At 38.3% G+C, this 15,521-nt stretch carries 13 protein-coding genes; all 13 read left to right on the forward strand.

Features of this window, described 5'->3' with window-relative positions; all coding sequences use genetic code 11:
* Positions 1-22 precede the first annotated feature (22 nt).
* The 13 genes from C6P39_RS22175 (at position 23) to C6P39_RS22230 (ending at position 15,203) form a co-directional block, all read left to right on the forward strand.
* Positions 23-1,663 (forward strand): Na/Pi cotransporter family protein, encoded by a 1,641-nt coding sequence (locus C6P39_RS22175; RefSeq protein WP_104805222.1) that lies wholly within the window; start codon positions 23-25, stop codon positions 1,661-1,663.
* Between the two features lie 145 nt (positions 1,664-1,808).
* Positions 1,809-2,987: an aldo/keto reductase gene (locus C6P39_RS22180; RefSeq protein ID WP_104805223.1), complete on the forward strand. Its 1,179-nt coding sequence runs from the start codon at positions 1,809-1,811 to the stop codon at positions 2,985-2,987.
* Between the two features lie 330 nt (positions 2,988-3,317).
* Positions 3,318-4,157 (forward strand): DUF6602 domain-containing protein, encoded by an 840-nt coding sequence (locus tag C6P39_RS22185; protein WP_158661668.1) that lies wholly within the window; start codon positions 3,318-3,320, stop codon positions 4,155-4,157.
* A gap of 826 nt (positions 4,158-4,983) precedes the next feature.
* Entirely contained in the window at positions 4,984-6,567 is a 1,584-nt protein-coding gene (locus C6P39_RS22190; RefSeq protein ID WP_104805225.1) for a DNA/RNA helicase domain-containing protein, read from the forward strand.
* Positions 6,568-6,588: 21 nt separating this feature from the next.
* Positions 6,589-6,930 carry a nucleotide pyrophosphohydrolase gene (locus C6P39_RS22195; RefSeq protein ID WP_104805226.1) on the forward strand — a complete coding sequence of 114 codons (342 nt, stop codon included), beginning with the start codon at positions 6,589-6,591 and terminating at the stop codon, positions 6,928-6,930.
* 224 nt (positions 6,931-7,154) lie between these two features.
* Complete coding sequence (locus tag C6P39_RS22200; protein ID WP_104805227.1) at positions 7,155-10,142, forward strand: DEAD/DEAH box helicase; 2,988 nt, start codon at positions 7,155-7,157, stop codon at positions 10,140-10,142.
* A gap of 26 nt (positions 10,143-10,168) precedes the next feature.
* The gene (locus C6P39_RS22205; RefSeq protein ID WP_104805228.1) at positions 10,169-10,555 is read left to right on the forward strand and encodes a (deoxy)nucleoside triphosphate pyrophosphohydrolase; all 387 of its coding nucleotides are present in this window, start codon (positions 10,169-10,171) and stop codon (positions 10,553-10,555) included.
* A gap of 165 nt (positions 10,556-10,720) precedes the next feature.
* On the forward strand, positions 10,721-10,801 hold the full coding sequence (locus tag C6P39_RS28780) for a hypothetical protein (protein WP_158661713.1): 81 nt from the start codon (positions 10,721-10,723) through the stop codon (positions 10,799-10,801).
* A 245-nt stretch (positions 10,802-11,046) separates the two neighbouring features.
* Positions 11,047-11,934: a Fic family protein gene (locus C6P39_RS22210; protein WP_104805229.1), complete on the forward strand. Its 888-nt coding sequence runs from the start codon at positions 11,047-11,049 to the stop codon at positions 11,932-11,934.
* A gap of 272 nt (positions 11,935-12,206) precedes the next feature.
* A complete protein-coding gene (locus C6P39_RS22215) occupies positions 12,207-13,061 on the forward strand; it encodes an HNH endonuclease signature motif containing protein (RefSeq protein WP_242987108.1) in 855 nt (284 codons plus the stop codon).
* A gap of 29 nt (positions 13,062-13,090) precedes the next feature.
* Positions 13,091-13,261: an integrase DNA-binding domain-containing protein gene (locus C6P39_RS28785; protein WP_104805230.1), complete on the forward strand. Its 171-nt coding sequence runs from the start codon at positions 13,091-13,093 to the stop codon at positions 13,259-13,261.
* Positions 13,262-13,468: 207 nt separating this feature from the next.
* Positions 13,469-13,936, forward strand: a complete 468-nt coding sequence (locus C6P39_RS22225) for a low molecular weight protein-tyrosine-phosphatase (protein WP_104805231.1) — start codon at positions 13,469-13,471, stop codon at positions 13,934-13,936.
* 55 nt (positions 13,937-13,991) lie between these two features.
* The gene (locus C6P39_RS22230) at positions 13,992-15,203 is read left to right on the forward strand and encodes a helix-turn-helix transcriptional regulator (RefSeq protein WP_104805232.1); all 1,212 of its coding nucleotides are present in this window, start codon (positions 13,992-13,994) and stop codon (positions 15,201-15,203) included.
* The last annotated feature ends 318 nt before the right edge of the window (positions 15,204-15,521 follow it).

Raw genomic sequence — 15,521 nt, forward strand, 5'->3', positions numbered from 1 at the left:
TGACAGAAATGGGAGAATAAAAATGGAAATAACTGATATTTTAAAATTACTTGGTGGTCTTGCGTTGTTTTTGTATGGCATGCAGATGATGAGCAATGGGTTAGAGACGGCTGCAGGAAACAAAATGAAACAGATTCTTGAAAAGCTGACTTCCAACCGGATCAAAGGAGTCTTTGCCGGAGCTGCCATAACGGCAGTAATTCAATCTTCCTCCGCTACCACTGTTATGGTGGTTGGTTTTGTAAATTCCGGCCTCATGACCCTGAACCAGGCGGTATGGGTCATCATGGGCGCCAATATCGGTACAACGATCACCGGGCAGCTCATCGCACTGGATATCGGTGCCATTGCTCCGTTGATCGCCTTTCTGGGGGTTGCGGCTATTCTATTCGTCAAAAATGAAAAAGTTAAGCATATCAGTGAGATCTTTGCGGGTCTGGGTGTGCTCTTTATTGGCATGGATATGATGGGTGCTGCCATGGTGCCGCTTCAGAATTCAGAAACTTTTATCCACTTTATGACTACATTCAGTAACCCGCTGGTAGGTATTTTGATCGGCGCTGCTTTTACCGCTGTCATACAGTCTTCATCAGCATCTGTGGGCATTTTACAGGCCCTGGCAGGCACAGGTATGATCCCTCTTTCCAGTGCGGTTTACATTTTGTTTGGACAAAATATCGGAACCTGTATTACAGCTGTTTTAGCGTCTATTGGTACAAAAGTGAATGCAAAGCGGACAACCGTGATCCATCTGATGTTCAATATAATCGGTACAATCATATTTACGGTAATCTGTCTCTTAACACCGTTTACTGTTCTCATGGAACATCTTACCCCGGGAAATCCGGTAGCCCAGATCGCCAATGTCCATACCGTATTTAATATTGTCACCACGCTGCTTTTGCTGCCGTTTGGTACCTATATGGCACGTCTTGCAGAACAGATTCTTCCGGATAAACAAAGTGAGCAGGAAGAAGTATTCCACTTGGAATATATACAGCCGTTTGAAAGGCATTACCCCATGGGGCAGGGAGCCGTGGTCCTGACACAGATCAATCTGGAAATAGAGCGGATGCGGAAAATTGTCTGTGAAACGGTTGCGGGAAGTTTTGATGCGGTTTTTCACGATACAGTACAAAGTAAAGAGGTGCTGGAACAGAAAGAGGAGTATATTGATTATCTGAATGCAGAAGTATCCCGCTATATCGTGTCAGTGATGCACCACGAGATGGCAGCGGAAGATTCTGTTAAGATCAGTGGATACTATAAGATTCTGGGAAACCTGGAACGGATCGGTGACCATGCTATGAATATTCTGGGATATGCAGCAAGCATGAAAAAAATGGGGGTTGTTTTTTCAGATAAGGCAAAACAGGAAATCGTGATCATGAAAGGTATGAGTCTTCAGATCCTGGAAGATGTTGCAGGAGATCAGATCTCAGATATAAAAACCATGCTGGAGAAAACTTCACGTGACGAGCAGAAAATAGATGATATCCGAAATGAAAATCTGAGGCAGCAGATGGAGCGAATTGGGAAAAACGAATGTGTGGCAGATGCCAGTATTTTCTTTTCTGAATTGCTGACAGACTTTGAACGCATTGGTGACCATGCATTGAACATTGCTGAGCAATATCATGAAATGCTGACAAGAATAGTTTGATCCATTGGGAGATGCATGTCTTGGAACGTATGGCTGAAAGGCCATGACAGGGTAAAGATAAGAGAGAAGAGTGGGCTTTAGAAAGCAGTGGCGTGTGTTTTGTAAGGCAGGCGATGGATTTTTGGTTGGCAGTGAGGGAGGAATAATGGAATATAGAGAAGACAAAAAAGGAAACAAAATCTCTGCCCTGGGTTTTGGATGTATGCGATTTACCAGAAAGGGCAGCAGTATTGATCTGGATAAGGCGGAAAAGGAAGTGATGGAGGCAATTGCCTCAGGAGTGAACTATCTGGACACAGCCTATATCTACCCTGGAAGTGAAGCAGCTTTGGGGGAAATACTGTACCGGAATCACTGCCGTTCCAAAGTAAATATTGCCACAAAACTGCCTCATTATATGATAAAATCCATAAACGGTGTGGAGAAGACGTTTCAGGAGGAGCTAAAGAGGCTTAAAACAGACTATGTGGATTATTATCTAATGCATATGCTGACAGATATTTCTACCTGGGATAAGCTGGTCAAGATGGGAATCCCGGACTGGATCAAAGAAAAATTGGCAGACGGTACCATTCGGAATATTGGTTTTTCTTATCACGGAAATACAGAGATGTTTAAACAACTGATCGATGTCTACAACTGGGATTTTTGTCAGATCCAGTATAATTATCTGGATGAAAATTCTCAGGCAGGCAGGGAGGGGTTACAGTATGCCCATGCCAAGGGAATGCCTGTTATTATAATGGAGCCCCTGCGGGGAGGACGTCTGGTAAATCTTTTGCCTGATTCTGCAAAGCAGCTTATCAGGCAGCAGGGGAAGGGAATCACCCCGGCCGGTCTGGCCTTCAAGTGGCTGTTTGATCAGCCGGAAGTGACCTGTGTTCTTTCGGGAATGAATTCCATTGAGATGGTGAAAGAAAATGTTCGGACAGCATCAGAAAGTCCTGCAGGCAGTTTGACATCAGAAGAAGAGGAATTGATAGAACAGGTAAAAGAAGAGATTAACAAAAGTGTAAAGGTGGGCTGCACAGGCTGCGGTTATTGTATGCCCTGTCCCAAAGGCGTGGATATTCCCGGAACATTTCTTTGCTATAATGCTGTTTACACAGAGGGGAAAAGCGCTGCCAGGATGGATTATTTGAGATGTACGGCATTTCGTAAGAATTTTTCCAGCGCTTCCCAGTGTGTTGCGTGTGGAAAATGCGAAAAACACTGTCCGCAGCAGATAGAGATAAGAAAAGAATTAAAAAATGCAGCAAGAGAGCTGGAAAATTTCACATATAAAGCTGCCAAAAGTGCGGTTAGGTTACTGCATTTGTATTAAGAAGGATGTAAATGGGGGGGGGGTAAAAACAAAATCAGGTATGGCTATCTAGCGGTCATGGTATTGGGGGTGAGCCTGATATTATGATCGCTTTTATATTTGCATAGGAGTGGTAGGGGATGGGAAAATTATTGCAGATGTTCTGTAGCAATCATTTGTCACTTGTGGTAAAATTTTGTCATTGGAATATGACAATTCCGTAGTACATCATGCCTGGGAGGAAACTCCTTATGATACATCCAGCTAATAAATGATTCCTATAAGACGGCAGCAGTATATTTCTTAATGCAATTGGACCGCATAGTTTTATCGAAAGTTTACAGCAGATGGATGGATCATATCACAAAATCAAGGGGAAGGAAAAGAAGAAAAATGCCGGAAATAGATTTGTCAAAGTTGTATGAGAACATGCAAAAAGAAATGATCCAGAAATTAAACACAGGTGCAGAAGCATTTGTACATCCTGGGACAAAAGGAGACGATACAGAATTAAACTGGATTGAGTGGTTTAGAGAATATCTTCCGCAGAGATATCAAGTTGATAAGGCTATTATCATAGATTCCACAGGAAAACAAAGTGATCAAATAGATTTGGTTATTTACGATGCACAGTATTCCTATCTGGTTTTTAAACATGGTGATGGAAAATTAATTCCAGCTGAAAGTGTTTACGCAGTGTTTGAAGTGAAACAGAATTTGAATAAAGACAGGATTGAATACGCGGGTAAAAAAGCCAAAAGTGTTCGAGCTTTGTCACGAACTTCTGCACCAATAAAGCATGCAGGAGGACAGTACCCGCCCAAGATCTTACATGAGATCCTTGCCGGAATTTTAACAACGAAAAGCGATTGGAGAGCACCAATTGAAGATAATGTTGTGAAGTACATTAATGAGAGAGAAAAAGAGGAACGGTTAGATTTTGTTTGTTCAATTTCCAATAATACTTTTGTAATTGACAACAACACTTTTGTTACTGAATACAAGGAATCTATCAAACCGAAGATTCATTACTGCGAAGCAGAGAAATCATTGGTCTATTTGCTTTTAAATCTATTGAAAAAATTGCAGGATATAGCAACTGTACCGGCCATTGATTTTTTAAAATATGCTGAAAAAATCGATAGTCTTCAGTTAGATACTGACGTTTATGATGGGAAACGGGAACCCTAAAGAGGTAAAATCTTTGCCGGAAGTAAAGCAGCAGCAGTAAAATGCAGGGAGCTTTTTTGATTCCGAAAGGACTTAGTGGGTTACGCCAAGAATGGTACCGGTAAGTTTTGCGTAGATTCTGGATTTACTGTGAAGGTGAACATAAGGGGATAATAGATTTTATTTAAAGCATAGGAATGCTAATCGTTATAGTGAAAATGTTTTTGAAAAACCGTTATATGGAAAGGCATGGTGCTTTTGTATCAGAGCCAGTATGATATATGGTAATACTGATAGCGCTGCAAAAGGTATTCCGGGAATCAGAAATGCAAAATAAGATTTTTAGGGGCATAATGATTAAGGGAAAGGGCTGCCAATGAAGATTGCAATTTAGAATTATTCGATTGTGTACAAGTGAACAAGATGTTAAAATACAAATAATGACTTGCTGGTCATACAAAAAATAGGGGGGACCAATCCCTGTAGATTACAATAAATTATGGAAAATACATGAAGAACGTAAAAAGTTGGTAATGGAGTTGATCATAACTGCAAAAATTCATACCAATGTGCTAGTGAATCATGGGAAGATGAAGATGTTCGCGTGGGAGTGTTGGGTAGGGTATGTGAGATTCCGGAATGTAAATCAGACGAGATCGCGGACATTGTTTGACTGTATAGAAAATTATTAAATATAGTGGTGGAATAGACGAGAAACCGGATAATTTAACCTTAGAAAAACGCAAATTAACATAATGGTTTACGAAAGACGTGTCGGACGGTATAAAGGTTGACCGTAAATCAAGAGACGATCAGAAAATGGATCATTATATGAAGGAAGATCAACATGTTTAAAATTACAGAAGGCGACTTTAAAAATCAGATATACGGAGAGGAAGTTTATCTGTCAAATTGGCCGATGCTCTATATACTGGACAATGGAAAGCAAGCCTATATTGGAGAGTCTAATCATGTAAAAAATCGTATGTCTCAGCACCATAATTCTTTAGATAAGAGAATTTTTGACAAGGTGCATTTTATTTATTCCTCAAAATTTAATCAGTCAGTTACATTTGATTATGAGTCAAAACTTATTCAGTATATCACAGCAGATGAACTTTATGAGGTTCGCAACAAAAATGCCGGAATGGCTGAAAAAGAATATTATGGAAAAAAAGAGTATGATGAAAAGTTTCAGGTCCTTTGGAGAAGATTACAGCGTGAAAAAATAGTAAAGCATTCTCTGGAAGAACTGGAGAATTCTGATCTGTTTAAATATTCACCATATAAGGAACTAAACGGTGATCAAAGAACCGCTGTAGAAGAGATAATCGGTTCCTTAAAGCAAGATGGGAAGCAGACTATTGTAGTAAACGGCTGGCCGGGAAGCGGAAAGACGATCGTTGCTATCTTTTTACTTAAATATTTACGGGACAGTGAAGAGTTTAAGGATAAAAAGATTGGCTTTGTTGTTCCGCAGACATCTCTCAGAAAGACACTGAAAGGGATTTTCAAGAGCATTTACGGTCTTAGATCATCAGATGTATTATCGCCATCGGATGTGACTAAACAGTTTTATGATATTTTGCTTGTAGATGAAGCGCACCGACTGCATCAGTATAAAAATATTTCATATATGGGCGCTTTCAAGAAAAACTGTGAAAAAATCGGATTGACAATTGAAAGTGATGAATTAGATTGGATCTTACATCAATGCAAATGCCCGGTACTTTTCTATGATGAAATGCAGGTAGTCGGCCCATCCGGAATCGATGTGAGAAGATTTCATAAGAAGATGGAAATCGAACAGGCGAAGCGTATGATATCCTACTATAATTTATTGACACAGATGCGGGTAAATGGCGGCAATGATTATATTGCATATGTAAAAAATATTTTATCAGGCAATGTCAGAGAAAAGAAAACATTTGATAAGTATGAATTTAAACTGATGACGGATTTTAAGGCATTTAATCAACTGATGTACCAAAAGGAGGAAGAAGTACAGCTTGTAAGAATGGCAGCAGGATATGCCTGGGAATGGATCAGCAAGAATGACAAAACAGTTTATGATATTGAAATTCAGGGTATAAAGAAACAATGGAACCATTGTACAGAGGGATGGGTTCATTCAAGCGAAGCGATTAACGAGGTGGGGTGTATTCACTCAACACAAGGTTATGATCTGAATTATGCCTTTATCATTTTTGGCGAAGAAATCGGCTATGATCCGGTTAGTAAAAGTATCATAATCCGGCCACAAAACTATTATGATCAAAATGGTAAAAAGACTGTAGAATATGAGGAGCTTAAGGAATACATACAGCACATATATTATGTTCTTATGACCAGAGGAATCCGAGGCTCTTATTTATATGTATGTGACCAGGAATTACGAAAATATATTTCACAGTATGTAGATACAGTATAATTTGAAAAGGGGTATGGCAAAATGACGCAGGATACGATAAACGAAGTGTTAAAATTCCGGGATGACAGAGATTGGAAGCAATTCCATAATCCTAAGGATCTGGCGATTTCGATCAGTCTGGAAGCTGCTGAATTATTGGAGGTGTTCCAGTGGAGTGCAGAAGATGTGGTGTGCGAAAATAAGCTTAATAAGATAAGAGAAGAACTTGCTGATGTAGTAAATTACTGTATTCTCATGGCAGATGCCTGCGGGCTGGATTTGGATGAGATTGTTCGTGAAAAAGTGAAATTGAATAATGAGAAATATCCAGTGGAAAAGGCGTTTGGAAGTAAGGAAAAGTATACGGAATTAAAAGTTAAATAATTTTGTGGAAGAAATTGGGTGTTTGGAGAAAGGTAGTTTCTCTTATGACAATATTCTGATGAATTTCATGTAAAATATAATCTGGATTCGATGAAGAATAGAATCCCCAAATATGCAAATGACAGATTGGATAGTTATTTCGCATTGTTGGGATAGAAAAATATAATAATGTATGGGATAAAAGCTTATAGGGTAAGTGAAATTTAAGCATAAGGATGGGTTAGATGGAACAAGAAAAATTATTAGAGTTACGTTCTGGTTTTGAAACAGCATTTGTAGATGGATTGTCTGCATCAAATCTGGTATATCGTCCAGAGTTTGTGTCAAATGACTCTAGACAAGGCAAACGAGTTATTTCATCTATTGAACAGGAACTTTTGAACTGTGAAGAGTTTTGTATCTGTGTTGCTTTTATTACTTTGGGTGGAATTACTCCTTTATTGCAGACGTTTCAAGCATTAGAGAGAAAAGGCATTAGAGGGAAAATTCTTACGACAGACTATTTGGTATTTAATGATCCAGCAGCGTTGGATAAACTAAACTCTCTGACAAATATAGAGCTGAAAATGTATTGTACCAATGAAGATAAAGATGGATTTCATACGAAGGGCTATATCTTCAAAAATGAAGAAATATATCGAATAATTGTTGGAAGTGCTAATATGACTGCTGGCGCTTTGAAGGTAAATCGTGAGTGGAATACAAAACTTGTCGGGTATAAATCTGGAGAGGTTGTCAGTGATATTTTAAGAGAATTTCAAGCCTTGTGGGATGATAAACATAGTTTGGTTTATGAGGATTTCATTGAAAATTATCGTGTAAGATATGAATTGATAAAGAAACAGAAAAAAATAGCAGGAGAAAGAGATCCGGTATCTTTTGAACAAAATAAACTGCAGCCAAATACTATGCAGGTTGCATTTGTAAAAAATGTAAAGGAATTAATTAAGAAGCAGGAGCAAAAGGCACTTTTGATTTCGGCTACGGGAACTGGTAAGACTTTTGCTTCGGCCTTTGCATTGCGTGAAATGAACCCGGAAAAGATTTTGTTTCTAGTACATAGAGAGCAGATTGCAAAACAGGCTTTAGTTAGTTATAAGAGGGTTTTTGGCAGTAAACGTGCAGATGGATCAATCTATAAATATGCACTTCTTTCTGGGAATACTTCCAAAGATATAGAGAATATAAAGGGAGCTGAACTAATATTTGCAACTATGCAAATGATGAGCAAAGATAATATTTTAAGAACGTTTGCTCCGGATACATTTTCTGTAATCTGTCTGGACGAGGCACATCACTCCGGTGCAGACAGTTATCAAAAGATTATGAATTATTTTCAACCGAATTTTTGGTTAGGAATGACAGCGAGTCCGGAAACGAATCGTTTTGATGTTTATGAAATATTTGATCATAATATAGCATATGAAATACGATTGCAGCAGGCATTGGAAGAAGACCTGCTTTGTCCATTTCATTATTTTGGCATCACTGATTTGAGCGTAGATGGAGAAATTATCGGAGATGATGATCAGGCAGAGGGACTTCGTAATTTTAATCGTCTGACAAGTGATGATAGAGTAAATTATGTAATTGAACAAGCAAAATATTATGGTTATAGTGGGGACCGTGTAAAAGGTCTGATTTTTTGCAGTAGAAAAGAAGAGGCAAGGAAGTTATCTCAAAAATTTAATGAGCGAGGATATCGGACAGTAGCGTTGACCGGAGAGGACAATGACACCAGAAGAGAAGAGGTTATTGAGCGCTTGGTAATGGATGTTCCAAAAGATAAAATGATGGAAATAGATTATCTGGACTACATTTTTACAGTTGATATTTTTTCTGAGGGTGTTGATATTCCGGAAGTGAATCAGGTTATTATGCTGCGGCCTACACAATCAGCCATTGTTTTTGTACAGCAATTAGGACGAGGGCTCAGAAAAGACGAAAATAAAAAATTTGTTGTTATCCTGGACTTTATCGGAAATTACAAAAAGAATTTCCTGATTCCTATTGCACTTTCGGGTGATCGAAGTTATAACAAAGATAATATTCGACGATATGTTATGGAAGGTGATCGTGTGATTCCGGGTATATCGACAATACATTTTGATGAGATTAGTCGTAATCGTATTTTCACGGCTATCGACGCTGCGAACTTCAGCGATATAAAGCTGATTAAAGAAAATTACACTAATTTAAAATTTAAACTGGGGAGAATCCCCAAACTAAAGGATTTTGATGAATATGGAGAGATGGATGTATGTCGTATTTTCGATAATAGCAGTCTTGGATCATATTACAAATTTCTTGTAAAATATGAAAAAGAATATACAGTCCGTTTGTCTGAGAAAGAAGAAAAGGTTGTTGAGTTTATTTCTAAGAAATTGGCTTCCGGTAAGCGAATCCATGAACTTGAAATGCTGAATCGTTTATTGACATATCAGCATGGAATTTTAAGTGTACTGAAAAAAAGTCTTCAAGAAAATTACGATATTGTGTTGAATGAAAATGCTCAAACAAATATCGTGAATGTTATGACCAATGAATTTCCATCTGGTTCTGGAAAGAAGACGTACGATTCTTGTATTTTAATTGAGCAAGAGGGAAATGAGTATGGGATTTCCAAAGGTTTTGATGAAATGCTGAAAAATCAGGAATTTTATGCAATTATAAAAGAACTGGTAGAATTTGGTATATCTAGATATAATGCAAATTTCAGCAAGAGATATCAGGATACGGATTTTGTTTTATATCAAAAATATACTTACGAGGATGCGTGTCGTCTTCTCAATTGGGAAACTAGTGAGGTGCCTTTGAATATCGGAGGATACAAATACGATAAAAAAACAAAAACTTTCCCGGTGTTTATTAATTATGACAAATCTGATAATATTAGTGATACGACAAAGTATGAGGATCATTTTGTGAATGCAAATACTTTAATTGCCATTTCAAAATCAGGAAGGTCACTAGAGTCAGAAGATGTTCAAAATTTTCTACATGCCAGGGAAAGAGGAATAGATGTTCAGTTATTTGTACGAAAGAACAAGGATGATAAAATTTCCAAGGAGTTTTATTATCTTGGACGAATGACTGCATCTGGAAAGGTAGAAGAATTTTGTATGCCTAATACGACAAAAACAGCCGTTGAAATTGAATGGGTGTTGGATACCCCTGTGCGGGAAGATATTTATCAATATATAATTTGCTAAAAGGTATATACCGAAAGGAAGAAAGCATGAAAACAGTAAAAGTAGTTGCGGCAATCATACGAAATAATAACAAAATATTTGCAACCCAGCGAGGCTACGGTGAATTTAAAGATGGCTGGGAGTTTCCAGGAGGCAAGGTAGAGGCTGGAGAAACTTCAGAGTGTGCGTTGATTAGAGAAATTCAGGAAGAACTTGATACAATGATTTCCGTTGGAGAGAAATTGGATTGTGTTGAATATGATTATCCAACTTTTCATCTATCAATGGAATGTTTTTGGGCTGAAATTATTTCCGGCGATTTGGTTTTAAAAGAGCATGAAGCTGCAAAATGGCTTTCAAAAGATGAATTGGATAGTGTGGAATGGTTGCCTGCAGATTTGGAGTTGATTGAAAAAATAAAAGTAGTAATGTAGCATATTGGCAAGTGAATAATTAAATATATGCAGAGTATGAAGCTGTGTATAAAATGTTGATTTCTGAATAAAGAAAAATTCTACAAAGCTGGAATTTGTTGTTTTTGCTCTTTGGTTTGGCAGTATCTTGCTCATGAGAACGAATAGACACGAGCAAGATTGGAGATGCTTGTTAAACAAATGCAAGAAGCAGAGTGTGTGACGGAGGAATTGAAAGCGAAAGATCAATGGAAATGGATAAGATAAATGAATGTTATCCATAATCGTGCGGAAGAAATTGTGCTAAAGGAAACCGTATGCAGATAAAATAAGAACCGGATTTCACTTGATTGTGGGGTTCGGTTTTTTGCTAAGGTTAATATAAAATTTCCGAAACCGGCAATAATAAATAAAAGTAAATTTAAAATGTAATAGATTTATTGCCGGTAACGTGATATAATAAATAATAGGTTAAGTGAAATTAGTGTTTGCAAATAGACGGAGGAAATTAGATGCGATATCTTTCAGTTACTGAGATAGCGAAGAAGTGGAATATCTCGGAGCGAAGTGTAAGAAATTATTGTGCTCAGGGACGTGTGAACGGAGCATTTCTTACCGGCAAGACTTGGAATATTCCTGAAAATGCAGGAAAACCAGAACGTTCTAATAAGAGAAAAGAACAGCCAACTCTGTTGGATATTTTGCAGGATCAGAAGGAAAGCAAATACTCCGGCGGCATTTACCATAAGACTCAGATTGATTTAACATATAACTCAAATCATATGGAAGGCAGCCGTCTGACTCATGACCAGACCAGATATATTTTTGAAACCAATACCATTGGTGTGGAAGGTGAAGTTCTCAATGTGGACGATGTGATTGAAACAGCAAATCATTTCCGTTGTATTGATATGATCATTGATCATGCAAAATCCGTGTTGACTGAAAAGTTTATTAAGGAACTGCATTTGATTCTGAAAAGTGGAACCAGCGATTCCAGAAAAGATTGGTTTGCAGTGGGAAATTATAAGAAACTGCCAAATGAAGTGGGCGGTATGGAAACTACACTTCCGGAAAAAGTTGCCGATAAAATGAAAATTTTGTTGACAGAGTACAATGCGAAAGAAGAAAAGACCTTTGAGGAGCTTCTAGATTTCCATGTAAAGTTTGAGAGAATTCATCCGTTTCAGGATGGTAACGGTCGTGTTGGGAGACTAATTATGTTTAAAGAATGTCTGAAATATAATATCGTTCCGTTCATTATCGAGGATAATCTGAAACTGTTTTATTATCGAGGACTGAAAGAATGGGGTAACGAGAAGGGATATCTGATAGATACCTGCCTGACAGCACAGGATAAATATAAGGCGTATCTGGATTATTTTAGGATTGAGTATTAAAATGATTATCAAAGTGCGAAAGATTCATTCTAAAGTGTTAATTTGACACTTTGGAACGAAAATTAGGGTGAAAACAGATGACGAATAAACAGTTAAAGAACTTAAAAGATAGATTTTGGACGACTGCTGACCAGCATCGTGCTAATCCAGTTTGAAGTTTACCGAATATGCCGAGCATCCCTTGATAATTATTGAAATTTATTTAAACCACAATATTTAGTGACAAGAATATGATGTTTGGGAGGAGCGTGTAATGGGAAGGAGTGGCTTGCGTGATAAAGAATATTTCAGATGAGTATGTTTACAAGAAAGAAGTAGACTGGTCACTCTTTAATTATGGTTTTGCAATTCCGATCGAATATCAGGTAATGTTTCGACAGGTCGCCGATCGTTTTATTCAGCGAGGTGAATCAAAAGATATTACGCTCTATCTTAATGGCAAGTCATATAAAGCTAAGTTAAATAACAATCGTATTGATAAGAAGTTTGGTCCGCATGCAGATATTGTGCAGATTCGGTATTCACAGAATAGTGAGCTGGCGCAGGCGCTTCGTGGCTATTTTCAGAGAAGTTATGCTTATATCAGCAAGATGAAGCAGCTGCAGGAGAAGGGATCCAAAAAGCATATTTCACTTCCGGAAGATTTTAAAGAGTATTTGGCTGTCTATACTACAGAGTATGATGATACCTATGTATTGGAGACGATTGGTTCTCAAGATATAGAAATATTGCGTAATATTATTGCAGGTCAATCGGAGCGAACGATGGAAGCTCAGTTTAATTTTGATATGAAAGATGATACCGCTGGTTGCAAGGAAAAAGAGCAGATTGTTAAGATACGGAAGTTAAACAAAAAAATTGGAGATAATCTAAAACGCTTGTATGGGTATCGTTGCCAGATTTGTGGAAGGCTTATCGGAGAAGAATATGGTTCTCATGTAGCTGAGGCACATCACATTGATTACTTTGTAAGAAGTTTAAATAATGATGCCAGCAATCAGATTATTTTGTGCCCGAATCATCATAGTATCATTCACGATGTAGATCCGGTGTTTGACAGAACGCGGCTTTTATATACATATGCCAATGGAGTGGAAGAGAAACTCGTATTAAATCGACATTTGTAGGAGGAAAATAAGTAGGTAATAACCGTAACATGACAAAACAAAGAAAAGATGGACGATATATATTTAAGTATAAAGATTTTAGTGGAAAGCAACGATATCTGTATATAATTCGCCTGGAAAAACCGGACAGAGTGCCACCTGGTACACAAGAGAATTATGGGACATTTGGATATAGGTGTAATCTTGAAGACTTACTTTGAGGATAATCCAAAAGAGATGAAAGCGGTGTGCAATCAGTAAGTTGTAAAATAAATTGTAAAACAGGTACAGCTTTACAACTTATTTTACAACTTTTGACTGTCAAAACATGAGAAGTCATAAAAAGATACATAAACAACTAGAAAACGAGAAGTTGTAGAAATGCCTTAAATACAAGGAAAAACGAAGATATAAGGAGATATAGCAACATGATAAAAATATTATTCATCTGCCACGGCAACATCTGCCGTTCCCCCATGGCCGAATTTGTCCTAAAAGACATCGTCCAAAAAGAAAACCCAAAAGACAATTTCCACATCGCATCCGCTGCCACCAGCACAGAAGAAATCGGCAACCCGGTACACCACGGAACCCGAAACAAACTGCGTGAAGTGGGTATTTCCACAGCTGGCAAATACGCGGTGCAGATGAAAAGATCAGATTACGCAAAATATGATTATCTCATAGGTATGGATGAATGGAATATCCGCAATATGAATCGAATTACAGGCGGAGATCCGGAACACAAAATCTGCCGTCTTCTGGACTTTTCTACGAATCCAAGAGACATTGCAGACCCATGGTACACAGGAAATTTCGAGGCAACTTATTCTGATATTGTAGAAGGCTGCCACGCATTCCTGGAGACATTGCGGCGGCAGAAAAAAATCAGATGAAATACCAAACGCGATCAAAATAATCTATTAAAAACACCCAGGAAGGCCTGAGACTATGCAGAAAAGCCAAGCGGAATACTCCACCTACTTACTGACACACTTGTCAGAACTCCAAAACATAGGGATATTCGCTATAAAGGATACTGAAATCGTTTCATATCAAAAGAATTCTGCCCATAACCCCTTACATCACTGTGCAGAATTGCAAGCATATTTAATAGAAAACGCAAAAAACCAGACAGTTCCGTACATCTGTAAAGATGATCACCAGGCCTACTTTGCCTGCATCCGTACATCGCAGAAATACTATCTGGCAGGCCCTATGTGCACAACTTTCTTCAATAAAACCCAGAGACATAAATTCTACCGAACATATGGAATACCGGAAGCTGTTGAAAAGAACCTCCGTCTGTTTACCGTCACAGAAATACTCCATCTGGTCTGTATCCTTGCAAAAATAGTAACTGACACAGAATATACCGACCGGCAGTTATTAAATGCCAATCATCTGATTTCAGTCACAAAAGAGCAGGAAGCCGAAGAGCAGATCCTCTTCAATTTAAAATCTGATGAAGAAGATTTTTACCGCCACTCCTACCAGGAAGAGAGGAAACTTCTGGATATGGTGCGAGAGGGAAATGTTGCGGAGGCAGTCCGCCTGTCCAAGGAAATGGATCCGGAAGTTGGAAAGTTGGGAGCCAGTGAATTAACCCACTGGCGGAATATGCTGGTTATCGGAGTGACCCTGTGCGCCCGCGCGGCTATAGAGGGTGGGCTGATGCCATATGCCGCTTATCGTCTCAGCGGATACTACATAAACAAAGGTTCAGAGTGCAAAGATATCATGCAGATTCTTGCCTACCGTAATCATGCCATAGAAGAACTTACAAAACGTGTCCAAGAGCTGAAAACCAGGCGCCATACTTCCAGTTATACGGAACAGTGCAAAGATTACGTCAAAAAGCATTTCAGGGAGAAAATCTATCTGGATGATATTGCAGGCAAGCTGGGAATCAGCAGCAGTTATTTGTCGCGTCTCTTTAAAAAAGAAGCAGGAATATGTATTCAAGACTATGTGAATGATGTGAGGATTGAACGTGCTGCCAATCTCTTGATCTATTCCGAAGAATCCATACCCAGAATCGCTGAGTATGTCAACTTCCCGTCGCAGAGCTATTTTGGTAAAATATTCAAAGCCAAAAAAAATATGACACCAAGACAGTATCGAGAATCCTATAAGCCCACAGAATTTCTGGAGGAAAAATAGAATCTCGCTCATTTATTGATTTCGTAGAGCAGCGGAATAATACCACCGGAATGCATATGTAACTTGGATCATACTCCCCCAAAGGATGTATGTTATCATTGGATTGACAAACAAAATGAGAGTAACAACCTATATGATTCGCCCCCCAAAAAAGATGAAGGGGGGGAGTAATTCAATACCTTTACAACTTAATATCACCGGCAAAATTCACAAGCCCTCTTTTGGATGCAGACCACAATGAAAACACTGTAGTCTTGATCCGAAAGGGGGCTTGCTGCCCGCTGCTACATTTCTACAATTTTATATCAGTGCAAAATA

Origin of the sequence: Blautia marasmi, assembly GCF_900258535.1 — a bacterium.
GTDB classification, from domain to species: domain Bacteria; phylum Bacillota; class Clostridia; order Lachnospirales; family Lachnospiraceae; genus Blautia; species Blautia hominis.